Raw genomic sequence first — 22,497 nt, 5'->3', positions numbered from 1 at the left:
GGCATGGCCGCGGGTAACAAGAGAGAGTACAGCTATGTATCACCTTCGAGTACCGCAAACGGAAGAAGAATTAGACGCTTATTACCATTTCCGCTGGGAAATGCTGCGCAAGCCACTGCATCAACCTAAAGGCTCTGAACGCGACGCCTGGGACGCGATGGCGCACCACCAGATGGTGGTTGATGAAGAGGGCAACCTCGTTGCCGTGGGACGTCTGTATATCAATGCCGACAACGAAGCTTCAATCCGCTTTATGGCCGTTCATCCCTCCGTGCAGGACAAAGGCCTTGGAACGCTGATGGCTATGACGCTGGAATCCGTTGCCCGTCAGGAAGGGGTCAAGCGTGTCACCTGTAGCGCCCGCGAAGATGCCGTTGAGTTCTTTGCCAAGCTTGGTTTCGTGAATCAGGGGGAAATCACCGCCCCGCAAACTACGCCGATTCGTCACTTTTTGATGATCAAACCCATCGCCACGCTGGACGATATTCTCCATCGCGCCGACTGGTGCGGGCAGCTCCAGCAGGCGTGGTATCAGCACATTCCGCTCAGTGAAAAAATGGGTGTGCGTATTCAGCAATATACCGGGCAAAAATTTATTACCACCATGCCGGAAACCGGCAACCAGAACCCGCACCATACCCTGTTTGCCGGCAGCCTGTTTTCACTCGCCACGCTCACCGGCTGGGGACTGATCTGGCTGATGCTGCGCGAACGTCATCTCGGCGGCACCATTATTCTGGCCGATGCCCATATCCGCTACAGCGCCCCGATCAGCGGCAAGCCGAGCGCGGTTGCTGACCTGGGCGCACTGGGCGGCGATCTCGACCGTCTGGCGCGTGGACGTAAAGCACGCGTACAGATGCAGGTGGAGCTGTTCGGCGATGAAACGCCAGGCGCGGTGTTTGAAGGCACCTATATCGTTCTGCCTGCGAAGCCGTATGGCGCGTATGAAGAGGGCGGGAACGAGGAGGAGTAGTCTCCTTTTCACTCTCGCCCGGCATGGTTAATGCGCCAGGCAATATCTCGCATAACGTCTCGCGCTGACTGGCTAATTCCACCCAACTGGAAGAAGCCGTGTATTACACCCCGCCATCGTTGAGCGGTACACTTCACGCCTTGCTCCGTGAGGCGCTGATAAAGCGCCTCGCCTTCGTCGCGTAACGGATCATACTCCGCGGTAACAATATGGACCTTCGGCAGACCGCTAAAGTCGTTGCGCCACAGTGGGCTGACTTCAGGATGTTGACGGTCGGCTCCAGCCAGATACATTTCATAGCCGCTCAAAAGGGTATCGCGAGTAATCACGTAATCCATGCCATTGAGGGTATAGCTTTCAAAACTGGCCGTAGCGTCGAGCATGGGGTAGATAAGAATGAGCTGCGCGGGATCCCAGAGACCTTTGGCCTTAAGCCGCAATGACGTTACCAGCGCAAGATGACCTCCTGCGCTGTCTCCACAAAGTGTAATCCGGTTTTTATCCACACCTAATTGTTCTGCATTTTGCCAGACAAGATCTGCCGCTCTCTCTGCATCGTCATGCGCAGCGGGGAAAGTATGCTCGGGTGCGAGTCTGTACTGAACCGCAATGACCCGGCAGTTACCGTAAAACGCCAGTTGGCGAAGCTGATTATCATGGGTTTCAAACCCACCGCTGACAAAACAACCGCCATGATAGTAGAGGGCACAAGATAACGTTTCAGGGGCATTGAAAGGCGAAAATACCCGAAAGGTCATATCCTCAAGAACAAGCGTTTCAACCTGGACACGCGTTTCTGTTTCCCCGGCTAGCGCTGTGCTGGCGACATATCCGCTTCTCCGGTCATCAATACTTTGCTTTCGCGAGGAAGGTCGTCCTGCGGCAATAAACTCCTGTACCAGCTTATCAATACCCTTTTCCAGTGCCATGATTACGTCCTTTTACTGTGTTTTTATACAGTTTATAGCCTGGTTTACAGCAGATGAAAACAGAGAAATGTTGAGAGGTGCATATTGTGGAAAGCGGCTCGCAAAATCGATCATTCCCTAAAAAACGTCCTTTCACCCTAAATTGATAAAGAGTATTTTGCCTGAAAATTAACCAAAGATGATATACTAAGGTGATATATGAGCGTTTTGGCGGAACTTGATATGGGCAGAATACTTATCGATTTGTCTGATGACGTGATTCAACGTTTGGATAATCTCAAGCAATTGCGAAATCAACCACGTGCTGAACTGCTTCGGGAAGCGATAGAACTGTATCTCGACCAGCAGAGTTCTTCTGTTATCCGAAATGCGCTTGGTCTGTGGGGAGACAGAAAAGAGGACGGGCTTGAGTATGAACGCAAGCTGCGTGAGGAGTGGTAATCATGGAGCACATGGCAGTGTTTGATACCAATATTCTCATTGATCTCTTCAACAACCGTGTTGAAGCTGCGGATGCGATTGAGCATACCGCGTCGCATCGTGCCATCAGCTTAATTACCTGGATGGAAGTAATGGTGGGCGCTCGCAGGCATGGTCATGAAGCGAAAACGGCAGCCGTTATGGGCGCTTTTGAAATTATTGATGTGTCTCGGGATATTGCGGAAAGAAGCGTTTTACTACGTGAGAAGCATGGAATGAAACTGCCTGATGCTATCATTCTGGCCACAGCGCAGAGCAGAAAATGTCCGTTGATTTCTCGCAACACGAAAGATTTTGCGGGTATTGACGAGGTCCTTACGCCTTACCAGGTGTAGGCCGGGCAAGCTCGCGCCGCCCGGCACTCTCACAGGAGATTACTCCCCTTCACCCGGGAACAGGAACGGGTTGATCGAGCTGCGGGCAAAGCCCTCCTGCTCCATCTTCGCGTCCAGAATCAGCGAGGCGAGATCGTCGGCCACGGCTTCGACTTTCGGGTCTTTTTCCTGATACAGAATCTTCAGGTAGGTCCCGCAGTCGCCGCAGCTCTCCGCTTTCACCGCCGCGTCTTCATTTTCCAGCGACCAGTAGTTCAGATCGCGGGTCTGTTCGCAGTTGCTGCACTTGATGCGCACCACGTGCCACTCGGTTTCACACAGGTTGCAGTGCAGGTAGCGCAGCCCCTGAGTGGTGCCGATTTGCACCATGCTGGAGACCGGCATTGAACCACACACCGGGCAGAACTGGCGCGCTTCGCCGTATTCGGCGCGGGCTTTACCTGGAATCAGGCTCGCCATTTGCGCCCAGTAGAGCGACAGCGCAGCCCAGATGAACGGCGCTTTATCGCTGCTCACCAGTGAGAAGTCGGAAGCAAACAGCGCGCTCGCCATCTCTTCCAGCTCCTGATCGGAGGCTTTTTCCAGGTTCTCAATGACTGCCAGCGCCGTGCCGCTCATCTCGGGCTTCAGCTCGGCGATCAGGGAATGCAGCAGCTTATGCCAGTGCTTGTCGCGCGGCAGGACGTGAATATCCAGCGGCGGTTTGCCCTGCTCATTGGCTTCCTTGATGCGTGCGGTCAGGTCCATTTGCAGCGGATGGTCGTACAGCACCACTTCCTGCGCATGGGCGACCAGCGCGGCAAAACGCAGAAAATCGCCCAGCGGGTTGTTCTCTGCCAGCTCGCGCAGACGCTCTGCGCGGCGGTTGTAGAGGTTCTTGAGTCTGGGGAATAACAACGGCGGAATATACTCCGCCGTACGTTTCTCGCTCGACCCCAGCTCATCTTGCGGGATTATGCGAATACTCATTCAGATGACTTTTCCTGTTTCTGGCGGACTTCTCGGTACCAGCGCGGGTGATGTTTCTTCGCCCACGTTTTGGTGACCCAGCCTTCCACCATCGCGGTAATGGTGCCTTTCACCCAGAGGGCGGCGTAAATATGCACCATGATAACCACAATTAACGCCACTGCGGCAAATGAATGCAGCATCAGCGCGAATCGGATCACCGGGATTGAGAAAGCAGGCGCAAAGTACGGACGCCAGATGATCACGCCGCTCACCAGCAACAGGACCAGGAAGATAATCGCCGCCCAGAATACGCATTTCTGGCCGAAGTTATAACGCCCGGTATCACCCACTTCCTCGTTGACGACGATCTTACGAATATTCTTCGCCCAAAAGATATCATCCCGATTGATTAGGTTATGGTGCCAGTAACGGAAAAACATGATGATGAACGACGCGAACATGATGACGCCCACAAACGGGTGCAGTATACGCGCCAGCTGTGGTGTCCCCATGATCTGCATCAGCCAGTTGAAGGACGGGAAGAAGAACCCCAGCCCGCTTATCGCCGCCAGCATGAAGCAGAAGGCGGTGACCCAGTGGTTGATGCGTTCCGGCGCGGTGTAGCGCACGATGGTGTCACGTTTTCTCATTTGCGCACCTCGTCTTTCTCTTCATGCAGGTTGTCGTCTTCCTCTTCCGCACGGTTCGGACCAACGCCGACGTAGTGGAAGATGCTCGCTGCGAAGGTGGCCGCAAAACCGACCGCGGCCAGCGGTTTCCAGATGCCTTTCCAGAACTTCACGGTCGCGCTGATTTCCGGGTTCTCCGGCAGGCCGTGATACAGGTTCGGCTTGTCGGCGTGGTGCAGCACGTACATCACGTGCGTACCGCCAACCCCGGCCGGATCGTACAGGCCCGCGTTATCGTAACCACGAGTTTTCAGCTCGCCCACGCGCTCTGCCGCCAGCGTTTTCATATCCTCTTTGGAGCCAAAGTGGATAGCGCCAGTTGGACAGGTCTTCACGCACGCTGGCTCCTGGCCGACATTTACGCGGTCAACGCACAGCGTACATTTGTAGACGCGGTTGTCTTCCGGGTTCAGGCGCGGCACGTCAAACGGACAACCCGCGATGCAATAGCCGCAGCCAATACACTGCTCGGACTGGAAGTCGACGATGCCGTTGGCATACTGAATGATAGCCCCTTCTGACGGACACGCCTTCAGGCAGCCCGGATCCGCACAGTGCATACAGCCATCTTTGCGGATAAGCCATTCCAGTTTGTCGTTCTGCTCCACTTCCGAGAAACGCATTACCGTCCAGGACTTGGCGGTCAGGTCCGCCGGGTTGTCGTACACCCCGACGTTGTGACCCACTTCGTCACGGATGTCGTTCCACTCTGAACAGGCCACCTGACAGGCTTTACAGCCGATACAGGTGGTCACGTCGATAAGCTTCGCCACTTCCTGCTGGTGGTCCCGCGCCTGAGGCGCGGGCGTGAAACCGTTAGTCGCGGAACGACGGATAATGTCTTGAGATTGATAAGCCATAAGTCGTCTCCGTTACACCTTTTCCACGTTCACGAGGAAGGCCTTAAACTCCGGCGTCTGCGTGTTCGCATCACCGACGAACGGCGTCAGGGTGTTCGCAATGAACCCTTTCTTCGCCACGCCCTCATAACCCCAGTGAATTGGGATGCCGATGGTATCCACCTGCTGACCGTGAACGTTCAGCGTGCGAATACGCTTGGTCACCACCGCCTTGGCTTTGATGTAGCCGCGGTTAGAGGAGACCTTCACGGTATCGCCATGGGCAATGCCGAGTTTGTTCGCCAGCTTCTCGCCGATCTCCACAAACTGCTCCGGCTGCGCGATGGCATTCAGCAGCGCGTGCTTGGTCCAGTAGTGGAAGTGCTCGGTCAGACGGTAAGTGGTGCCGACATAAGGGAACTTGTCCTTTTTACCCAGCGCTTCAAAATCGCCTTTGAAGATGCGGGCTGCCGGGTTAGAGACCACGTTCGGGTGCAGCGGGTTAGTACCCAGCGGCGTCTCAAACGGCTCGTAGTGTTCCGGGAACGGACCTTCCGCCATCTTATCGATAGCAAACAGGCGCCCCATCCCTTCAGGCTGCATGATAAACGGCCCGACATCGCTGCCCGGTGCGGCAGTGCTGTAGTCCGGAATATCCACGCCGCCCCATTTCGCGCCGTCCCACTTCAGTAGCTGACGCTTCGGATCCCACGGGTTGCCTTGCGGGTCAGCAGAGGCGCGGTTATAGAGGATGCGGCGGTTAAGCGGCCACGCCCATGCCCAGCCCAGCGTATTGCCGAGGCCCGACGGGTCGGCGTTATCGCGGTTGGCCATCTGGTTGCCTTTCGGCGTCCAGCTACCGGCAAAGATCCAGCAGCCGCTGGAGGTCGTACCGTCATCGCGCAGGTGCGCAAAGGTACTGAGCTGATCGCCTTTCTTCGCCAGCACCGCACCGGTCGCCGGGTCGATAACGTCCGCCAGCGCCTTACCGTTGCTCTCCATCGCCACTTCTTCCGGAGACGGATTCTCTGGCGTCGAGTAGTTCCAGGTCATGTTCAGCACCGGCTCAGGCGTTGCGCCGCCTTCAGCCGCGTACATTTTACGCAGACGTAAGAAGATACCGGCCAGGATCTCGCCGTCGTTCAAGGCGATGCCCGGGGCATCCGCGCCTTTCCAGTGCCACTGCAACCAGCGGCCGGAGTTGACGATAGACCCGTTCTCTTCCGCGAAGCAGGTAGACGGCAGACGGAACACTTCGGTCTGAATCTTCGACGGATCGACATCGTTCGACTCACCGTGGTTCTGCCAGAACGTCGACGTTTCGGTATTGAGCGGGTCAATCGTCACCAGGAACTTCAGCTTCGACAGAGACTCGACAACCTTGTTCTTGTTCGGGAACGACGCCACCGGGTTAAAGCCCTGGCAGATATAGCCGTTGACCTGGCCCTGGTGCATCATTTCGAAGTACTGAAGTACGTCGTAACCTTTGTCCCACTTCGGCAGCCAGTCAAAGCCCCAGCTGTTTTCCGCCGTCGCCTTGTCGCCGTAGAAGGCTTTCATCAGCGAGACGAAGAACTTCGGATAGTTGCCCCAGTAGTTCACCTGGCCTTCGAGCAGCGGTTTTGGCGTGCTGGCCGTCAGGTAGGTTTGCAGATCGGTCTGTTTCTCGCTCGGCAGGTTCATGTAACCCGTCAGGCTCTGAGACAGCAGGCCGAGGTCGGTCAGACCCTGAATGTTGGAGTGACCGCGCAGGGCGTTCACGCCGCCGCCTGCCATCCCCATGTTGCCGAGGAGCAGCTGAACCATCGCCATGGTGCGGATGTTCTGCGCGCCGATGGAGTGCTGCGTCCAGCCGAGCGCATACAGGAACGACGCGGTTTTATCTTTCGCGCTGGTTTCCGCTATCAGCTCGCACACCTTCAGGAAGTCCGCCTTCGGCGTCCCACAGATGTTTTCGACAACCTCCGGCGTATAGCGGGACACGTGCTCTTTCAGCAGGTTCCACACGCAGCGCGGGTGTTGCAGGGTGGTGTCGCGCTTCGCAAAGCCGTTTTCGTCCAGCTCGTAGTTCCAGCTGGTTTTGTCATATTTACGTTTTTCGGCGTCATAACCGCTGAACAGGCCATCTTCGAAGTGGTAATCCTCACGCACGATCAGGCTGGCGTTGGTATAGGCTTCGGTGTACTCGCGGTTATATTTTTCGTTGGTCATCAGGTACAGCAATACGCCTGACAGGAAAGTGATGTCAGTACCTGAACGAATAGGGGTGTAGAAATCCGCCACTGACGCTGTACGCGTAAAGCGGGGATCGATCACAATCAGCTTCGCGCCGTTGTGGATTTTGGCTTCCATCGCCCAGCGGAACCCGACAGGGTGCGCTTCAGCGGCGTTACCGCCCATCACCACAATGAGGTTGGCGTTTTTGATGTCGACCCAGTGGTTGGTCATCGCACCGCGACCAAATGTTGGAGCAAGACTTGCTACCGTTGGTCCGTGTCAGACACGCGCCTGGTTGTCGACCGCGAGCATACCGAGTGCGCGCGTAAATTTCTGGGTTAAATAGCCGGTTTCGTTACTGGACGCTGAAGCACACAGCATGCCGGTGGAGAGCCAGCGGTTAACGGTGGTGCCTTCGGCATTCTTCGCGATAAAGTTGGCATCGCGGTCTTCTTTCATCAGCTTAGCGATGCGATCGAACGCTTCCTCCCAGCTGATTTGCTGCCATTTGTCAGAGCCGGGAGCGCGATACTCAGGAAACTTCAGGCGGCTTTCGGAGTGGATAAAATCTACCAGACCGGCCCCTTTCGGACACAGCGCACCACGGTTGACCGGGTGGTCCGGATCGCCTTCGATGTGGAAAATGGATGCTTTGGCGTTTTTCGCACCGTCGCCGAGGCTATACATTAACAGCCCACAGCCGACGGAGCAGTACGTACAGGTGTTACGGGTTTCGCGGGTGCGCAGCAGTTTATACTGCCGTGTTTCCGCCAGCGCTACACCGGGCGCAAAGCCCAGTGCCGCCGCCGTGGTGCCTGCCATACCGCCAGCGCAGATCTTAAAGAACTGCCTTCTGCTGACCTGCATGGGTCACTCCTTGGTTCATTACGACATTGCTATGTAGTTTTACTTTGCGGTTGAGAATTAACCGCAAAGGAGAAAAATTTGCATTAATCCCTCATTTCTCCGAGGGATAAGCCCAGAATACCACAATGTCGGTACGCCTGTTCTAACGGGGTTAAAACAAAGTGAACGTATTATCACGGCATTGATTATAAAATGTGATATCAATCACATTTTATCCTGTGCATGTTAAAGAGGTGTAGCAGCTGATCGGTTGCACCCCTCCGTATTGAGTAGGAGAATGGTTGCTGAAAAGTTGATCCATACTATGCGTAAGGCCTGCCGTTTGTGTTGCAATAGCAGGCTCACTTCCGTGGTTGTTCAGGAATACCGTTGTGTCTAAACAAAACCGTGCTGCCCACGTGTCGCCACTGCCTGCGGGCATTGTGGAACTGTCGGTACACAGACCGCCTCACATTTCACATGCCACGCCGGATTTTCTGGCGGAAGAGGTCCCCGTTGCCCTGGTTTACAACGGGATTTCGCATGTGGTGATGATGGCTTCGCCGAAAGATCTGGAACTGTTCGCCATAGGTTTTTCCCTCTCGGAAGGCATCATTGCGCATCCGCAGGAGATCTACGGTATGGATGTGGTTCAGGCCTGTAATGGCCTTGAAGTACAAATCGAACTCTCCAGTCGTCGCTTTATGGGGCTGAAAGAGCGCCGCCGGGCGCTGGCCGGACGCACCGGCTGCGGCGTGTGTGGCGTTGAACAGCTTAACGATATCGGTAAGCCCGTCGCGCCGCTGCCGTTTACCCAGACTTTCAACCTCGGTAACCTCGACAAAGCCCTGGAGCACCTCAATGATGTCCAGCCCATAGGTCAGCTGAGCGGCTGTACACATGCTGCGGCGTGGTTGCTCCCGTCGGGCGAGATCGTCGGAGGTCATGAAGATGTGGGCCGCCATGTGGCGCTGGATAAGCTGCTGGGCCGTCGCGCGCGTGAAGATGCCGTCTGGCAGCAAGGGGCCGCGCTCGTTTCCAGCCGCGCCAGCTATGAAATGGTGCAGAAAGCGGCCATGTGCGGCGTGGAGATCCTGTTTGCGGTGTCGGCTGCGACAACGCTGGCGGTCGAAGTGGCAGAACGCTGCAACCTGACGCTGGTGGGGTTCTGCAAGCCGGGCAGGGCGACAATTTACACCCATCCGCAGCGATTAATTGTTAATCAGTAATTTTGAATGAGTATCGCAAAACCTTCCGCTTTTAGTTGTTCATGATGAGGGCTAGTATTTGTCTCATCAAGGCACGGTGCCTTATCTAAACAACTTAACGAAAAGGTTTATCTCATGAAAAGCATCAAAACTTTTGTCGCTTTAATCGCTCTGGCTACTTCTTTCGGTTCTTTCGCTGCGCAGACTGTGACTGCATCCGCCTCTACGCTGGATGGTGCAGAAGCTAAAATCGCCGCACAGGCTCAGGAAGCGGGCGCGTCATCCTACAAAATTACCCAGGCATTCACCGGTAACCGCGTACACATGACCGCTGAACTGAACAAATAAGTCATATAGCCGCTGTCCCTTGCTTTTCGGAGCAGGGACAGGTTTCATTCTTCTTCCTTCTGCTTAATTTTCTTTTGACTCCTCCCAAAACAGTCATATCCTCCTGGATAAACCTTATTAACTAAATAAAATAAGTAAGAATCCGCTTTTTAATGTGACTTTTGTTTAAAAAACAACAATCCCATAAGTATATTAAATAAATGGTCTGGCCAGTTGATTCCTTGTATTTATTCAATGAATGTTTTTGGCGGTTGCATTCGGTTATTTTAAGTTTCATATATAAAATATTTATTATTGATCTTGAGATTTAAGGAATTCCTCAGGCTCTAATCCTAAAACGTTTTGGGGTTATTGATCTGAGCTATCTGTAATGCTACTTTCTAAAACAATGTTTAGTAGTACCCCCTTAGGCCAAATATTAATTATTTGGCATATTTTGTATTTCACTTTTATAAGGAAATTAAATGAACGCGATGTTTAAAAAAGGAATGCTGGCGTCCGCGCTGGCTGTCGTGGCGTCCTCTGCTCTGGCAGCTTCCAGTGTTGATATTCAGGTGACGGGTAAAATCGTCCCCTCTTCCTGTACGCCTACATTTATTAGCGGTGGTGGTATTGCCGATTATGGCACGATAAGTGCGTCTTCACTGAATTCCACTTCGGCTACACCATTGGCGGATGTTAAAATTATTCCTGTTTCCATTACCTGTGAAGAGGCCACCCGCATTGCAGTAACGTTTAATGATGCCCATGCAGACTCAGGACCAACTCAAGTTTTGCCGACCAGTTTTATTGATACGGAATTTGGGAGAGAGGCGTACCAAACCGCCGGGCTGGGTATGTACAATGGTAAGAAAATTGGTGCCTACTCATTAGGGATTCAGCTTACGAAAGGCGCTGTCACGAACGACGCAGGCGATGAACTGTATCCTACTGCATCGCGCGATAACGGAACAACGTGGGCAACAACAGGCGGACAGCGCTATTTAAAAGTAAACACAGACAAAAGCGAATTATATTCCTTCAGTGACACATTGGGCGGCACGCCTGTCGCACAAACCAAGGTTAACTTTAATGTGGGTGTCGCCGCGATGATTAACCCAACCGATGATTTAAATATCACGGATGAAGCCACCCTGGACGGCTTAACCAACGTTGAGCTGGTTTATCTGTAATCGCACCCGCGCATCATGAAATACCTGACACCCCACTCCGGCGGGGTGTCATTACCAATATTAATGGACTAATATTATGCTGCTTTTAAAGAGAACGCTGATCTGTGCCTGCCTGCTGGCCTCATTCAACGGTATGGCTGCCGGGATGGTGCCGGATACCTCGCTGCTTATTGTCAATGAAGACAAGCAGGGGGCCAGCATGGATGTTAAAAACACGGATGCTGAAGCACAGCTGCTGTACACCAAAATTATTGATCTCCCGGACGACCCCAAGCCGGGCCTGTTTGCCACGCAGCCGGTTGTGCGCGTAGATGCGGGTAAAACCCAGCGCGTACGTTTTGTGCTGAAAAGCAGCGCTGAGCCGCTGAAGGTGGAACATTTCAAGCGTGTCATTTTTACCGCTATCCCTCAGCGTGAAAAAAATAAAGTTAAAGTGGTGTTTAGCCAGAACCTTCCCGTCATTATTCACCCGGCTGGCCTGGCGGTAAATATTGAACCCTGGAAGGCACTCACCTGGCAGATAAAAAATGGCAATGTCACGGTTGAGAATAATACGCCTTATGTCGTCCGACTGGAGCAAAAGGTGAAATTAATGGCCTCGGGTACGATCGCGACATTAGCTAAGACTTACATTCTTCCTGGCGAAAAAATGATGGCCAGCGCCCCAGCCAAAATATCAGCATCCGAAAAACAAATCGAAATCTATCCGGCAACGCGTTATGGCTACAAGGCAGGGAATTATATCGCCGACCTTCAGCAATAAAATCACTTAACAAACATGGAGTAGTTATGTTAAACGGTTCCTGTAAAAAGGGAATGCTCGTGTTTTGCCTTAGCGTGCTGGCATTTAATATTCGGGCTGAGATTTCCTCTAATGCGAATGAATCTCTGGAACTGGCGCGAGCCATATTTGACAGCGATGCTTTAAAAAATAACGGGCTTGATCCGGCCATTGCGGATTACTATTCCCTCACTCCCCGTTTTACCCCTGGCTACCATAATGTGACGGTTAATATTAATGGTAAGCAGCGCAATATTATGCCCGTGAAATTTGATGAGGAAGGAACGCCCTGTATTGATAAAGCGTTTCTGGAAAACGCGGGCCTGATTAAACAGACGAAAAGAGGCACCTGCCCGAAGATTTATCACTACTGGTCCGGATCAACGATTCAGACTTCGCCGGATATTGATGAAATATCGGTTGTTGTACCGCCTGAAGCGATCGACCCTGATTATGGCCGACAGTTCGCCGAGGTGCGTGGCGGACGTGCAGCCATGCTGAATTACTCCATGTTTGGCACCCATAATCACTATGATGATGAGAACGCTGACCGTTTCCAGTCGACCTTTGAAATGGGCTTTAATGCCGGAGACTGGATTGTGCGCAGCACGCAGTTCATTAGCGACGGCAGCGATCAGGATTTTGAGGTTGACTCCCTCTACACCTATGCCCAGCGTACCTTTACCGATTATGGCGTGATGGTGCAGGGTGGCCAGATTAACATCGCCAACAGCCGCTTCAGTATTCCGGGAATTTACGGGGTCCAGATGATGCCGGATACCGCACTCACTCCTCAGGTGGGGACGGGCGTCGAAGTCAGCGGTATTGCCCGTAATCCGCAGGCGCGCGTCGATATCCGCCAGGGCGGACAGCTTATTTACTCAACGCTGGTTCCTGCCGGTCCGTTCAACCTGGATGACGTGCCGCTGGCGAACCTCAACACCGACCTGAACGTAACGGTCACCGAGACTGACGGCAGCGAAAACCGATTCACTGTCTCGGCAAGTACGTTCCGCAGCAATCATATAGGCCGTGCCCCGGGCTTTACGCTGGCTATGGGCCGCGTTGAAGACATGGACTCACGCTTTGAAAATCCGTGGGTGGTGTCCGCCAACAACGGCTGGTCTGTCAATAAGCGTGTCAATTTCCTGGCCGGTATGGTGATGGCGGATAACCACTATTATGGCTTCTCCGGCAACCTCGATACCATACCGATGCAGAACCTGTATGCCTCGTTGGGTTTTCTGGCGTCAATAGACAACCAGACGCAAACTGACGGCAACAAAACGACGCTGGATCTGGGTTACTCCCTGCCGTGGGGCATTGGGCTTTCGCTGGGCGGTAGCTATGGCACACCGGACTATCGCGAGATGGCGGAACTTTACGGCGACGATGACGATATGTCGCAAACCAAATACGACACCAGCGTCGGTATCAACTGGTCGAGTACCACGCTGGGCCGCTTTTCCCTCAGCTATTATCGCAACGAAAGCTGGAACAGCGACTATGACAGTCGCCGGTTTATCTCGTCGTGGTCACAGACCTTTAAATACTTCAACGTGAGCGTGAACTGGGAGTCGGATGTCAGCCGGCACGACAGCAGCGACAACGATCAGTTTTACGTAAACGTGTCGATCCCGCTGGGACGCTCAGGCGTGACAACCAGCTCCTGGTATCGCGAGAGCGAAGGTAAGCGTTCTTACGGCACGCGGGCGATGGGCTCGCTCAACGCTGAGAACCAGTACACGGTGGGGGTCACTCAGGACCAGGAAGAGAACACCACCAGCAGGGACAGCTCGCTGAACAGTAATCTGCATTACACCAACCTGGCGCTGGCGGCAGGAGGAGATAACGACAGCAATACCAATTACTCAGCAGCATTAAGCGGCGGGATTGTCGCCCACAGCGACGGGGTGACCTTCTCGCCTTACCGCGTGACCGATACGTACGCCATTGCCAGACTGGATAAACCGGTGGCTGGCATCGAGATAGGTACCCCGCGCGGCGCGGTATGGACCGATAAATGGGGCCAGGCGATTATTCCTGCGCTGTCGCCGTTCCGTGAAAGCACGATTGAGATCAACACGGAAAGCCTGCCAGGCAATCTGGACGTAAGAAATGGCAGAACAGCGATCAAAGCGTCTCACGGCGCTGTGGCGAAGTGGGAGTTTGCGACGTTAAGCCAGCGCCGCGTGCTGCTCAGTATACGCCGTGCGGACGGTACGCCGCTGCCGGAAGGTGTCTCGATTGTGGACGCGGCAGGGGAGTATGTGACGAGTGCGCCAGAAGACGGCGTGATCTTCCTGAACGATATCTCTGCCAGCCAGCAGCTGTATGCGAAGCTGGATGAAGGGCGTTGCAGGCTGACGTACACCCTGCCGGAGGCAGAACCGAATAAATTCTATGAAGAGGTGACAGGGAAATGTCTCTGAATAACGTTCGTCAATACGCGCTGATGCTTATGCTGCTCTGCGGCGCAGCGGGACTTTCGGGAATGGCGCAGGCCGATGACGGCGCCTGTGAAATGATGTCGGCGGTGAAGAAAGTCGATTACGGGCGCTACCGTAAAGAGGATATGCGGCAAACGTCCGCTGAACATATTGGCAAAGTGTACAACGGTTATGCTTCTGTGATGCGTGAAGTTCAGGTTTCGGTGCTGTGTCCGGATGTGCGCAAAATGCGCATCTCCGTATACGGGATTGCTCGACAGAACCTGGCGTATCGTTTTACGGACAGCGGCGCGATGAAAATCGAATTCAAAGATGGGCGGGTGGACGGGAACCCCGTGCAGCTGGCCGCGGTCGATATTGGCGCGGTAGCCGTTCAGGGAGGCGCTTCTCAGGTGACGCTGAAGCCGGAAAAAGCGCTGGCGGCGGTAAACGGTACAGAAGTGGCGGGCGAGCAGTTTGTCGCCACCATGATGATCACGACCTATCTCTCTGACAAGGCGTTTAGCGTTACTAACACCACGGATTTTGAAGAAACGCTGACGCTTAACGTCGATACGCTTCCTGCGCATTAACCCCTCAGATGCCCGGCAGCGCTGTTCTGTCGGGCATTTTTCTTAGTGGATCCCCGCCAGACGCAGCAGCGCCGTCACCACCGCCGCCGCGACGATCACCACAATTAACGGCATTTTGCGCCAGGCCAGAAACACCGCGAACCCCACCCCCAGTACGCGCGCCATCCCGGCAAAATGGTCCCCTTCATAAAACGTTGTTGCCAGCGCGACGGAGAACAACAAAACGGTTGCCGCGTCTGAAAGCAGCGCCTGCGACCGTTCAGAAAGCGCCAGCCGGCTACCGAGTTTCGCCCCGCCGAGACGCATCAGATAGGTTCCGGCAGAAAGAATGGCGATGCCGAGAATAAAGACCGTCATGTTTTCCATTATTTTTTCCTCGCGGCAAGGCCGAGCAAAGAGAGCAGCACCGGCAGGCCAACCGGCGCAAACGGTACGGCGGCCAGCGACAACACTGCGCCGCTACAGGCGCGGATCAGCGTGGTACGGTTTTTAAATGCCGGCACCACTAACGCCAGCAGGATCGCCGGGAACACCGCGTCCAGCCCGATGGTTTCCGGGTCTGGCAGCAGCTTGCCGACCATCGCGCCCAGCACCGCCCCCAGCGGCCAGATGATTGCCACGCCCAGGCCGCACAGCCAGTAGGCCGCTTTACGCTGCTCGGCGGTTTTTTGCGACAGGCCGAACACCACACTTTCATCATTCATGATATGACAGCCCAGAAAGCTCAGGCCGCGCTTGCCCACCAGTTCACGCACCGTAACGCCGAACGGCACATGGCGCGCGTTAACCAGTAAACCGGCCGCTGCCGCTGCCAGCGGATTGCCGCCGCTCGCCACGATGCCGATAAACATAAACTCGGATGCGCCTGCCAGCACCGTGAGGGAGAGGACAAACGGCACCCACAGCGGGAAACCGTAGGCCATCGCCAGTGAGCCATAAGACATGCCGACCACGCCCACCGCGAGGCAGACCAGGACGATCGCTTTTATCGTGTCGCCTTTCAGGCAAGAGAGGTGATTCTTCATACCATTTTAGCCATATCGAACGTATTTCCATTATAATGAACGCATCAGAAACGTTTTACAAGACGAACGATTCGTTCGTTATAGAGAGAAAGAGGCCGTTATTATGACGCAGCCAATCAGCGTGATCGCCAAAAGCCTGGTGCGAGAACGCTTGCGAACCGGGCTCTCACTGGCGGAAATTGCCCGCCGTGCCGGGATCGCCAAATCCACGCTTTCTCAACTGGAGTCTGGCAACGGCAATCCTAGCCTGGAAACGCTGTGGTCGCTTTGCGTGGCGCTGGATATTCCTTTTGCCCGGTTACTGGAGCCGCAGCAACCCGTCACGCAGGTGATCCGCCGCGGCGAGGGCACAAAAGTCGTCGCCGGGCAGGCGAACTACGAGGCGATTTTGCTCGCGGCGTGTCCGCCTGGCGCGCGTCGTGATATCTATCTGCTGCTGACTCAGCCGGGGGCAGACCGTATTTCCCAGCCCCATCCGCCTGGTTCGGTTGAGCATATTATCGTGACCCAGGGGCGGGCGATGGTCGGTCTGATCGACGCGGCGGAAGAGCTCGGCCCGGGAGATTACATTTGCTACCCCGCTGACCAGCCGCATATCTTTAAGGCGCTGGAGCCAGATACGCACGCGCTACTGGTGGCGGAACAAAACTAACAAAGATACGGAAAATCATGTCGCTCAAAACCATTGCCAAAGAACTGGGGCTGTCTGTTACCACCGTCAGCCGCGCCCTCAACGGGTATGACGACGTTTCTGCTGAGACGCGCGCCCGCGTGGAAGCGGAGGCCCAGCGCCGTGGCTACCGACCAAATACCTTTGCCCGTCGCCTGAAGATGGGCAAAATCGACGCCGTCGGGCTGGTGTTTCCGGTGCATCCTGTTCCGCTCAATAACAGCGTTTTTATGGACATGGTCGGCGAAATTAGCCACGAACTGGCGCGACATGAGATTGACCTGCTGCTCATCGCTGACGACGATCTGGCGGACAAACACAGCTATATGCGCATGGTGCAGAGCCGACGCGTGGATGCGCTGATTGTGGCGCATACGCTGGATCACGATCCGCGTCTTGAGCAGCTACAGGCCGCCGGGTTCCCGTTCCTGGCGCTCGGCCGCAGCCAGCTCCCGCAGCCGTACGCGTGGTTCGATTTCGACAACTATGCCGGCACATATCAGGCCACCCGCTGGCTGATCGAGAAAGGCCATCAGCGCATTGCGCTGCTGGGAGAAAGCAACAACCAGGCATTCATCACCCAGCGCCGCCAGGGCTACCTGGACGCGCTGCGGGAAGCCGGACTTTCCAGCGAATGGCTGCGCGCCATGCCCCCTTCGCGTCGCGTGGGGTATGCCACCACGCAAGAACTTCTCTCCCTGCCGCAGCCGCCCACGGCCATCATTACCGACTGCAACACCCACGGCGATGGCGCAGCGATGGCCCTGGCGCAGATGGGGCGCTTAACCGGTGAAAATGCCGTTTCGCTGGTGGTCTATGACGGCTTACCGCAGGACAGCATTGTCGATATAGACGTCGCGGCGGTGATCCAGTCTACCCGTCAGGGTGTAGGGAAACAGATTGCCGATATGGTGCGCCAGCTGATTAATGGCGACGACATTGACACCCTTCAGGTGCTCTGGCAGCCAGAATTCTCCCCAGGCCAGACGGCCTGATTAACCAAAAATTTCCAAACCCGATCACAGATCCGAAACGTTTTGGTTTGTATCCGAAACGTTTCGGATCAACACTCAGGACATCCCGATGACAGGAGATGTCTGATGCAAGATTCCATTTTTCGACTTGAAAGCAATACGGTTGACGTGGTGGTAAAAACCCACCCGTTCGCCGAAATTCTCTACTGGGGGCCACACCTTCAGCACTTTTCGCCGCAGGATGTGCTGAGTATTGCGCGCCCGGTTGCTAATGGCAGGCTGGACGTCGACTCCCCCGTCACGCTGATGGCAGAGCTGGGGCATGGGCTGTTTGGCTCGCCGGGCATCGAGGGGCACCGCCAGGGGCTGGACGGATCGCCGGTATTTAAAACCACGCAGGTGCAGCAGGCGTTAAACGCCCTGACAATCACTGCTGAAGACGAGCATGCAGGCCTGCGTCTGACCAGTGAAATAACGCTGGATGCCAGCGGCGTACTGGTGGTGCGTCATGGGTTAACCAACCTGAAAATGCAGGCGTGGCAGGTGGATCGATTTGCCGTGACGCTGCCGGTGGCCGAACGCGCGCAGGAGGTGATGGCCTTCCACGGACGCTGGATCAGGGAGTTTCAGCCGCACCGCGTGATGCTTGAACATGACAGCTTTGTGATTGAAAACCGTCGGGGTAAAACCTCCCATGAACATTTCCCGGCGCTGATTTCAGGTACGCCGTCATTCAGTGAAATGCACGGCAACGTCTGGGGTATACATCTGGGCTGGAGTGGTAACCACCGCTTGCGCGCAGAGGCGAAAACCGATGGCCGCCGCTATATGCAGGCCGAAGCGCTCTACCTGCCGGGTGAAATGGCGATTGAAGAGGGGGAAACGCTCTGGACGCCGCGCCTGTATGCCAGCCACTCCCCGCACGGGCTGAACGGCATGAGCCAGCAGTTCCACCGCTACCTGCGCGACAATGTTATCCGCTTCCCGGAAGATAAACCGCGCCCGGTGCACCTCAACACCTGGGAGGGGATCTACTTCAACCACGATCCGGACTACATCATGCGCATGGCCGACGAGGCCGCTGCGCTGGGCGTGGAGCGCTTTATTATCGACGACGGCTGGTTTATAGGCCGCAACGACGACCACGCCGCGCTGGGCGACTGGTATCTGGACAAGAAAAAATACCCGAACGGCCTAAAGCCGGTAATCGATCACGTTAAACAGCTCAGCATGGAGTTTGGTATCTGGGTTGAGCCGGAGATGATTAACCCCGATTCCGATCTGTATCGCGCGCACCCTGACTGGGTGCTAGCGCTGCCGGGCTACGCCCAGGCGACCGGGCGACACCAGCTGGTCCTCAATCTCAATATTCCGCAGGCCTTTGAATATCTGGTCGAACGCATGAGCTGGCTGCTGGGCGAACACGCGGTCGACTACGTGAAATGGGATATGAACCGCGAGCTGGTGCAGCCAGGGCACAAGGGCAAAGCCGCCGCCGACGCCCAGACGCGCCAGTTTTACCGCCTGCTGGACGTGCTGGGCGAGCGCTTCCCGCACATTGAGTTTGAATCCTGCTCGTCGGGTGGCGGGCGTATTGATTACGAAGTGCTGACCCGCAGCCACCGCTTCTGGGCGTCCGATAACAACGACGCGCTGGAGCGCAACACTATCCAGCGCGGCATGAGCTACTTCTTCCCGCCGGAGGTGATGGGGGCGCATATCGGTCATCATAAATGTCACGCCACCTTCCGCCAGCACAGCATTCAGTTCCGCGGGCTAACAGCGCTGTTTGGTCACATGGGGCTGGAGCTGGATCCGCTCACCGTCGATGCGCAGGAGCGTGAAGGCTATCGCCATTACGCCGCGCTGCACAAGCGGTGGCGAGAGGTCATTCATCACGGCACCCAGTGGCGCGTGGATATGCCGGACGCCACCACTCTGGCGCAGGGTATAGTGAGCGAAGATAAGACGCAGGGGCTGTTTTTGGTCAGCCAGCTCGCGATGCCGGATTACACCCTGATGATGCCGCTGCGCATGCCGGGGTTAGACGCCAGCGCGCTGTACCGCATCACGCTGCTCGATCACCCGAACATCCAGATTACGGGCGAGGGCGGGCACACCATGCGTAAGCTGCCGGCGTGGATGAACGCGCCGCAAACGGTAAGCGGTGAGTGGCTGATGCAGGCGGGTATTGCACTGCCGATTCTGGATCCGGAAACCGCCATTCTGATTGGTGTGGAACGCGTGTAAGGGTGACGGGCCGGGCAACCGGCCCTCCGTTGAGGATAAAAATAATGAACACAACAACCTGTACCCACAAAGACAACCCTAATTTCTGGATCTTCGGGCTGTTCTTCTTTCTCTACTTCTTCATCATGGCCACCTGCTTTCCGTTCCTGCCGATCTGGCTGTCGGACATCATCGGCCTGAACAAAACCCATACCGGGATTGTTTTCTCCTGCATCTCGCTGTCGGCCATTGCCTTCCAGCCGGTGCTGGGGGTCATTTCGGACAAGCTGGGGCTGAAAAAACACCTGCTTTGGATCATCTCGGTGCTGCTGTTCCTGTTCGCGCCGTTCTTCCTGTACGTCTTCGCCCCGCTGCTGAAAACCAATATCTGGCTGGGGGCGCTGAGCGGTGGGTTGTATATCGGCTTTGTCTTCTCAGCGGGGTCGGGGGCGATTGAGGCCTATATTGAGCGCGTAAGCCGCAACAGCTTTTTTGAGTACGGCAAGGCGCGTATGTTCGGCTGTCTCGGCTGGGGGCTGTGCGCCTCAACGGGCGGCATCCTGTTCGGCATCGATCCGTCGTACGTCTTCTGGATGGGGTCGGCCGCGGCGCTGTTGCTGATGCTGCTGCTGGTGGTCGCGAAACCGAAGCCTAACCAGACGGCGCAGGTGATGAACGCCCTGGGCGCGAATCAGCCGCAGATCACCGCTAAAACCGTTTTTACCTTGTTCCGCCAGCGCAGAATGTGGATGTTCATCCTGTACGTGATTGGCGTGGCCTGCGTGTATGACGTCTTCGACCAGCAGTTTGCCACCTTCTTCAAAACCTTCTTCGCCACGCCGCAGGAGGGGACCCGTGCCTTTGGTTTCGCCACCACGGCGGGGGAAATCTGTAACGCGATCATTATGTTCTGCTCGCCGTGGATCATTAACCGCATCGGCGCGAAAAACACGCTGCTGATTGCCGGGGTGATCATGGCGACGCGCATTATCGGCTCGTCGTTTGCCACCACTGCCGTGGAGGTGATTGCCCTGAAGATGCTGCACGCGCTGGAAGTCCCGTTCCTGCTGGTGGGGGCATTCAAGTACATCACCGGGGTGTTTGATACGCGCCTGTCGGCCACCATCTACCTGATTGGCTTCCAGTTTGCCAAACAGTCGGCGGCGATCTTCCTCTCCGCCTTTGCCGGAAATATGTATGACCGGGTCGGCTTCCAGGAGACGTATCTGATACTGGGCTGCTTCGTGCTGGCGATCACGGTGGTGTCGGCGTTTACGCTGAGTGGCAGGCGGGAGATTGCTGCCGCCTCGGGGGCAGCAGCGTTAACACATCAGTCCAGGTAAAACACCTCTTTCAGCGCCGAACTCACCGGGCTGTTATCCGGGTTCGACGGCATAACGTCACCCATATATTTCCACCAGCGCTGGCAGACATCGGTGTTTGCCACCGCGTTCCAGCGCTCTTCCGATTCAATCTCCACCGTCGCAAACAGCAGGTTGCGAGCTTTGTCGAGATAGATGGCGTAGTGGTGCGCGCCGTGGGCTTTCAGTACCGTCTCCAGCTCAGGCCAGATCGGGTTGTGGCGACGTGCGTACTCCTCGTGCGCGTCCGGGTTTACCTGCATCACAAACGCTTTGCGGATCATAAAGCCTCCAGGTACAGCTCGCGGACCTCATCGCGGCTGGCGGTGCGCGGGTTGCACGGCGCGCACGGGTCGGCGAGGGCTTTATCCAGCCAGCCTTCAATATCGGCTTTGGTGACGCCGAGCTGGCTAAATCCGGACGGAATGCCGACCCGGGCGCTCAGGTCACGAATCGCCTGAATAGCTGACATGCTGGCCGCTTCATCGCTCATGCCGCGCGTGTCAACGCCCATCGCCTGCGCCACGCGGGCGAAACGTGCGACCGCGTTCGGGCGGTTAAAGTTTTCGATGATCGGCAGCAGAATGGCGTTGCACACGCCGTGTGGCAGGTTGTGCGTCGCGCCCGGCTGGTGCGCCAGGGCGTGCACCAGCCCCAGACCGGCGCTGTTAAACGCCATGCCCGCCAGATACTGACCAAAGGCCATCTGCTCGCGCGCTTCCAGATTGTGACCGTCGTCGACCGCTTTCGGCAGCCAGAGGTTGATCAGGCGAATCGCTTCCAGCGCGTTGGCATCAGTGAGCGGGTGCGCGCCGACGGACACGTAGGCTTCAATCGCATGAGTCAACGCATCCATGCCGGTTGCGGCGGTCACGGAGGCCGGAATATCAAGCATCACGCTGGCATCGTCCACGGCGATATCCGGGATGATGTTCGGGTCGATAATCACCTCTTTCACCTGCCGCGCGGCGTCAATGATCACCGCGTTGCTGGTCATCTCTGCTGCCGTGCCTGCGGTGGTGTTGATCGCCACCAGCGGCACGCCCGCGTTTTTCACCTTGCCGACGCCGGAGTAATCGGTTGACGGACCGGGATTGGCGGTGAGGATTTTGATTGCCTTGGCGGTATCAATCGGGCTGCCGCCGCCAAAGGCAATCAGGTAATCACACTCCGCATCCTGATATGCCGCATAGCCTTTTTGCACCAGCGCTTCCGTCGGATTCGGGAATACCTCATCGAACAGGTGATACGACATCTGATGGGCGTCGAGCGCGGAAAACAAACTGTCGAGCAGGCCAAGTTTCACCAGCTGGCCGTCGGTGACAATCAGCGCTTTTCCCCACTGTTTGTTTGCCACCAGATTGACCATATCGCCGATCGCGCCCGCGCCGTGCAGGCTGATTTTGGGGAGTGCCAACATAAAGCTCATGATAATTCTCCTTAAT

Annotated in this window: 22 protein-coding genes; 13 read left to right on the top strand and 9 right to left on the bottom strand. The window is 55.8% G+C overall.

The annotated features are described in order from the left end of the window. The first annotated feature begins 34 nt into the window (after nucleotides 1–34). A complete protein-coding gene (gene fabY / locus ACOTX5_RS16110; protein WP_015569910.1) occupies nucleotides 35–976 on the top strand; it encodes a fatty acid biosynthesis protein FabY in 942 nt (313 codons plus the stop codon). Between the two features lie 8 nt (nucleotides 977–984). On the opposite strand, the gene ACOTX5_RS16105 is transcribed toward fabY, so the two are convergent. Then, nucleotides 985–1,905, bottom strand: coding sequence for an alpha/beta hydrolase (locus tag ACOTX5_RS16105; protein WP_017382675.1), 921 nt, complete (start codon nucleotides 1,903–1,905; stop codon nucleotides 985–987). A 198-nt stretch (nucleotides 1,906–2,103) separates the two neighbouring features. Between ACOTX5_RS16105 and ACOTX5_RS16100 the strand changes: the two genes are divergently transcribed. Together ACOTX5_RS16100 and ACOTX5_RS16095 are read left to right on the top strand one after the other, a co-directional pair. Then, a complete protein-coding gene (locus tag ACOTX5_RS16100; protein ID WP_015569912.1) occupies nucleotides 2,104–2,346 on the top strand; it encodes a ribbon-helix-helix domain-containing protein in 243 nt (80 codons plus the stop codon). Between the two features lie 2 nt (nucleotides 2,347–2,348). Continuing rightward, on the top strand, nucleotides 2,349–2,720 hold the full coding sequence (locus ACOTX5_RS16095; protein WP_077266491.1) for a type II toxin-antitoxin system VapC family toxin: 372 nt from the start codon (nucleotides 2,349–2,351) through the stop codon (nucleotides 2,718–2,720). Between the two features lie 39 nt (nucleotides 2,721–2,759). Here ACOTX5_RS16095 and fdhE read toward each other — a convergent pair whose 3' ends face one another. The 4 genes from fdhE to fdnG are packed head-to-tail and all read right to left on the bottom strand — an operon-like array spanning nucleotide 2,760 to nucleotide 8,283. Then, a complete protein-coding gene (gene fdhE, locus ACOTX5_RS16090; RefSeq protein WP_003861956.1) occupies nucleotides 2,760–3,689 on the bottom strand; it encodes a formate dehydrogenase accessory protein FdhE in 930 nt (309 codons plus the stop codon). Continuing rightward, nucleotides 3,686–4,321 carry a formate dehydrogenase cytochrome b556 subunit gene (gene fdoI / locus ACOTX5_RS16085; RefSeq protein WP_003861958.1) on the bottom strand — a complete coding sequence of 212 codons (636 nt, stop codon included), beginning with the start codon at nucleotides 4,319–4,321 and terminating at the stop codon, nucleotides 3,686–3,688. Before fdoI ends, fdhE begins: the two co-directional genes overlap by 4 nt. Further along, nucleotides 4,318–5,220 carry a formate dehydrogenase subunit beta gene (gene fdxH / locus ACOTX5_RS16080; protein WP_014072386.1) on the bottom strand — a complete coding sequence of 301 codons (903 nt, stop codon included), beginning with the start codon at nucleotides 5,218–5,220 and terminating at the stop codon, nucleotides 4,318–4,320. The genes fdoI and fdxH overlap by 4 nt, the downstream gene beginning before the upstream one ends. A 12-nt stretch (nucleotides 5,221–5,232) precedes the next feature. Continuing rightward, on the bottom strand, nucleotides 5,233–8,283 hold the full coding sequence (gene fdnG / locus ACOTX5_RS16075) for a formate dehydrogenase-N subunit alpha (protein WP_085929672.1): 3,051 nt from the start codon (nucleotides 8,281–8,283) through the stop codon (nucleotides 5,233–5,235). A 371-nt stretch (nucleotides 8,284–8,654) separates the two neighbouring features. Between fdnG and fdhD the strand changes: the two genes are divergently transcribed. The 6 genes from fdhD to ACOTX5_RS16045 all read left to right on the top strand — a co-directional run bounded on the left by fdhD (nucleotide 8,655) and on the right by ACOTX5_RS16045 (nucleotide 14,793). Next, nucleotides 8,655–9,491 carry a formate dehydrogenase accessory sulfurtransferase FdhD gene (gene fdhD, locus ACOTX5_RS16070; protein WP_023295636.1) on the top strand — a complete coding sequence of 279 codons (837 nt, stop codon included), beginning with the start codon at nucleotides 8,655–8,657 and terminating at the stop codon, nucleotides 9,489–9,491. 114 nt (nucleotides 9,492–9,605) lie between these two features. Then, a complete protein-coding gene (locus tag ACOTX5_RS16065; RefSeq protein WP_032651998.1) occupies nucleotides 9,606–9,818 on the top strand; it encodes a DUF1471 domain-containing protein in 213 nt (70 codons plus the stop codon). A gap of 464 nt (nucleotides 9,819–10,282) precedes the next feature. After that, entirely contained in the window at nucleotides 10,283–10,990 is a 708-nt protein-coding gene (locus ACOTX5_RS16060; protein WP_032651996.1) for a DUF1120 domain-containing protein, read from the top strand. Nucleotides 10,991–11,066: 76 nt separating this feature from the next. Further along, the gene (locus tag ACOTX5_RS16055; RefSeq protein WP_032668945.1) at nucleotides 11,067–11,753 is read left to right on the top strand and encodes a fimbria/pilus chaperone family protein; all 687 of its coding nucleotides are present in this window, start codon (nucleotides 11,067–11,069) and stop codon (nucleotides 11,751–11,753) included. A gap of 26 nt (nucleotides 11,754–11,779) precedes the next feature. Further along, nucleotides 11,780–14,203, top strand: coding sequence for a fimbrial biogenesis usher protein (locus tag ACOTX5_RS16050; RefSeq protein WP_045911392.1), 2,424 nt, complete (start codon nucleotides 11,780–11,782; stop codon nucleotides 14,201–14,203). Then, entirely contained in the window at nucleotides 14,194–14,793 is a 600-nt protein-coding gene (locus ACOTX5_RS16045) for a hypothetical protein (RefSeq protein ID WP_045911393.1), read from the top strand. The genes ACOTX5_RS16050 and ACOTX5_RS16045 overlap by 10 nt, the downstream gene beginning before the upstream one ends. Nucleotides 14,794–14,835: 42 nt before the next feature. Here the strand turns inward: ACOTX5_RS16045 and ACOTX5_RS16040 are convergent, their stop codons facing one another. Together ACOTX5_RS16040 and ACOTX5_RS16035 are read right to left on the bottom strand one after the other, a co-directional pair. Then, complete coding sequence (locus tag ACOTX5_RS16040; RefSeq protein ID WP_015569921.1) at nucleotides 14,836–15,159, bottom strand: AzlD domain-containing protein; 324 nt, start codon at nucleotides 15,157–15,159, stop codon at nucleotides 14,836–14,838. Next, nucleotides 15,159–15,818 carry an AzlC family ABC transporter permease gene (locus ACOTX5_RS16035; protein WP_015569922.1) on the bottom strand — a complete coding sequence of 220 codons (660 nt, stop codon included), beginning with the start codon at nucleotides 15,816–15,818 and terminating at the stop codon, nucleotides 15,159–15,161. Before ACOTX5_RS16035 ends, ACOTX5_RS16040 begins: the two co-directional genes overlap by 1 nt. 103 nt (nucleotides 15,819–15,921) lie before the next feature. On the opposite strand from ACOTX5_RS16035, the gene ACOTX5_RS16030 reads away from it, so the two are divergent. The 4 genes from ACOTX5_RS16030 to ACOTX5_RS16015 all read left to right on the top strand — a co-directional run bounded on the left by ACOTX5_RS16030 (nucleotide 15,922) and on the right by ACOTX5_RS16015 (nucleotide 21,034). Next, entirely contained in the window at nucleotides 15,922–16,470 is a 549-nt protein-coding gene (locus tag ACOTX5_RS16030; protein ID WP_003861973.1) for a helix-turn-helix domain-containing protein, read from the top strand. Between the two features lie 17 nt (nucleotides 16,471–16,487). Next, entirely contained in the window at nucleotides 16,488–17,483 is a 996-nt protein-coding gene (locus ACOTX5_RS16025) for a LacI family DNA-binding transcriptional regulator (RefSeq protein WP_045911394.1), read from the top strand. Nucleotides 17,484–17,588: 105 nt separating this feature from the next. Then, complete coding sequence (locus ACOTX5_RS16020; protein WP_045911395.1) at nucleotides 17,589–19,712, top strand: alpha-galactosidase; 2,124 nt, start codon at nucleotides 17,589–17,591, stop codon at nucleotides 19,710–19,712. A gap of 44 nt (nucleotides 19,713–19,756) precedes the next feature. Beyond that, entirely contained in the window at nucleotides 19,757–21,034 is a 1,278-nt protein-coding gene (locus ACOTX5_RS16015; protein WP_015569924.1) for an MFS transporter, read from the top strand. Here the strand turns inward: ACOTX5_RS16015 and rhaM are convergent. Together rhaM and fucO are read right to left on the bottom strand one after the other, a co-directional pair. Continuing rightward, nucleotides 21,022–21,336: an L-rhamnose mutarotase gene (gene rhaM / locus ACOTX5_RS16010; protein WP_045907093.1), complete on the bottom strand. Its 315-nt coding sequence runs from the start codon at nucleotides 21,334–21,336 to the stop codon at nucleotides 21,022–21,024. The two genes, ACOTX5_RS16015 and rhaM, sit on opposite strands and share 13 nt — an antisense overlap. Continuing rightward, complete coding sequence (gene fucO, locus ACOTX5_RS16005) at nucleotides 21,333–22,481, bottom strand: lactaldehyde reductase (RefSeq protein ID WP_003861980.1); 1,149 nt, start codon at nucleotides 22,479–22,481, stop codon at nucleotides 21,333–21,335. The genes rhaM and fucO overlap by 4 nt, the downstream gene beginning before the upstream one ends. Nucleotides 22,482–22,497 lie beyond the last annotated feature (16 nt).

Source organism: Enterobacter cloacae complex sp. IR5441 (genome assembly GCF_049238215.1).
Classification (GTDB): domain Bacteria; phylum Pseudomonadota; class Gammaproteobacteria; order Enterobacterales; family Enterobacteriaceae; genus Enterobacter; species Enterobacter hormaechei_C.
The sequence above is the reverse complement of the archived record's forward strand: the minus strand, read 5'-3'. Positions and strand labels throughout refer to the sequence as shown.

Coding starts and splice junctions, on each gene's coding strand:
- ACOTX5_RS16100 (WP_015569912.1), top strand. CDS start 2,104: ATGAGCGTTTTGGCGGAACTTGATATGGGCAGAATACTTATCGATTTG.
- ACOTX5_RS16065 (WP_032651998.1), top strand. CDS start 9,606: ATGAAAAGCATCAAAACTTTTGTCGCTTTAATCGCTCTGGCTACTTCT.
- ACOTX5_RS16035 (WP_015569922.1), bottom strand. CDS start 15,818: ATGAAGAATCACCTCTCTTGCCTGAAAGGCGACACGATAAAAGCGATC.
- fdhE (WP_003861956.1), bottom strand. CDS start 3,689: ATGAGTATTCGCATAATCCCGCAAGATGAGCTGGGGTCGAGCGAGAAA.
- fabY (WP_015569910.1), top strand. CDS start 35: ATGTATCACCTTCGAGTACCGCAAACGGAAGAAGAATTAGACGCTTAT.
- ACOTX5_RS16060 (WP_032651996.1), top strand. CDS start 10,283: ATGAACGCGATGTTTAAAAAAGGAATGCTGGCGTCCGCGCTGGCTGTC.
- ACOTX5_RS16105 (WP_017382675.1), bottom strand. CDS start 1,905: ATGGCACTGGAAAAGGGTATTGATAAGCTGGTACAGGAGTTTATTGCC.
- ACOTX5_RS16040 (WP_015569921.1), bottom strand. CDS start 15,159: ATGGAAAACATGACGGTCTTTATTCTCGGCATCGCCATTCTTTCTGCC.
- fdoI (WP_003861958.1), bottom strand. CDS start 4,321: ATGAGAAAACGTGACACCATCGTGCGCTACACCGCGCCGGAACGCATC.
- fucO (WP_003861980.1), bottom strand. CDS start 22,481: ATGAGCTTTATGTTGGCACTCCCCAAAATCAGCCTGCACGGCGCGGGC.
- ACOTX5_RS16055 (WP_032668945.1), top strand. CDS start 11,067: ATGCTGCTTTTAAAGAGAACGCTGATCTGTGCCTGCCTGCTGGCCTCA.
- ACOTX5_RS16030 (WP_003861973.1), top strand. CDS start 15,922: ATGACGCAGCCAATCAGCGTGATCGCCAAAAGCCTGGTGCGAGAACGC.
- ACOTX5_RS16050 (WP_045911392.1), top strand. CDS start 11,780: ATGTTAAACGGTTCCTGTAAAAAGGGAATGCTCGTGTTTTGCCTTAGC.
- ACOTX5_RS16095 (WP_077266491.1), top strand. CDS start 2,349: ATGGAGCACATGGCAGTGTTTGATACCAATATTCTCATTGATCTCTTC.
- ACOTX5_RS16045 (WP_045911393.1), top strand. CDS start 14,194: ATGTCTCTGAATAACGTTCGTCAATACGCGCTGATGCTTATGCTGCTC.
- rhaM (WP_045907093.1), bottom strand. CDS start 21,336: ATGATCCGCAAAGCGTTTGTGATGCAGGTAAACCCGGACGCGCACGAG.
- fdxH (WP_014072386.1), bottom strand. CDS start 5,220: ATGGCTTATCAATCTCAAGACATTATCCGTCGTTCCGCGACTAACGGT.
- ACOTX5_RS16025 (WP_045911394.1), top strand. CDS start 16,488: ATGTCGCTCAAAACCATTGCCAAAGAACTGGGGCTGTCTGTTACCACC.
- ACOTX5_RS16015 (WP_015569924.1), top strand. CDS start 19,757: ATGAACACAACAACCTGTACCCACAAAGACAACCCTAATTTCTGGATC.
- ACOTX5_RS16020 (WP_045911395.1), top strand. CDS start 17,589: ATGCAAGATTCCATTTTTCGACTTGAAAGCAATACGGTTGACGTGGTG.